At 49.6% G+C, this 732-nt stretch carries 1 protein-coding gene; it reads right to left on the bottom strand.

Annotated features, from left to right (window positions below):
• On the bottom strand, nt 1-679 hold a 679-nt coding region (gene yigB, locus R7E78_RS26400; protein WP_318058644.1), incomplete at its 3' end, for a 5-amino-6-(5-phospho-D-ribitylamino)uracil phosphatase YigB.
• Nucleotides 680-732 lie beyond the last annotated feature (53 nt).

Here is a 732-nt window from a genome sequence, read left to right as displayed (position 1 = left end):
CAATGTCAGGTAACGTACGTGTTCTTGAATGACTAATGACATTTTTATTCATATCATTAAACCAACATGCGGCAAAACCCGCTAACTTTGCACCATGTACATCCGTCGTGAGGTGGTCACCAACATGCAGAATGTTTTCGGCAGGTAAATCGAGGAACTGCTGCGCTTTGACAAACAAATCGGCAGCAGGCTTGGCGAGACCGTCAGGGCCCGCTTTTAATACGCGTTGGAAGTATGGCGTCAAACCGATTTTATCTAAGTCGACATTACCATTGGTGATCGCCACCAGAGGAATGTACTCTCCCAACTCCGCCAATACATCGAGACTTTGCTGCGGCACGTCAAACTGACTGCGCCATTCCAACGCCAGTTGCACGCCCTCTTCCGCTGCAACTTGAGCTTGCGCTTCATCGTAGCCAACCGATAGAAAAGCATGCTTTAACTGCACTAGGCGCCAAAGCGTCACATCGCTTTTGAGATCAGGACTTTGCTGGAGCACATGTTTTTTTACCTGCAACCAATCGGCCTTTTCCATGTGCGCCACTGCAGGATGCGTTTGTTGCAACCAGGTCAGTAACTCGCACTCCATACGGACAATCACTGGATGGTTGTCATACAGCGTGTCATCCAGATCGAATGTCATGGCCTTAATCGGCTCGATACGGCGGTAAAATTTCATGCTTTGGCTCACTCCCCGTTCTTTTTGCGGGCGCGTGGGTGGGCTTGGTCATA

The sequence above is a fragment of the Vibrio sp. YT-19(2023) genome, from assembly GCF_033337395.1.
Note: the sequence above shows the minus strand (reverse complement) of the source record. Positions and strands in the feature narration are given on the sequence as shown.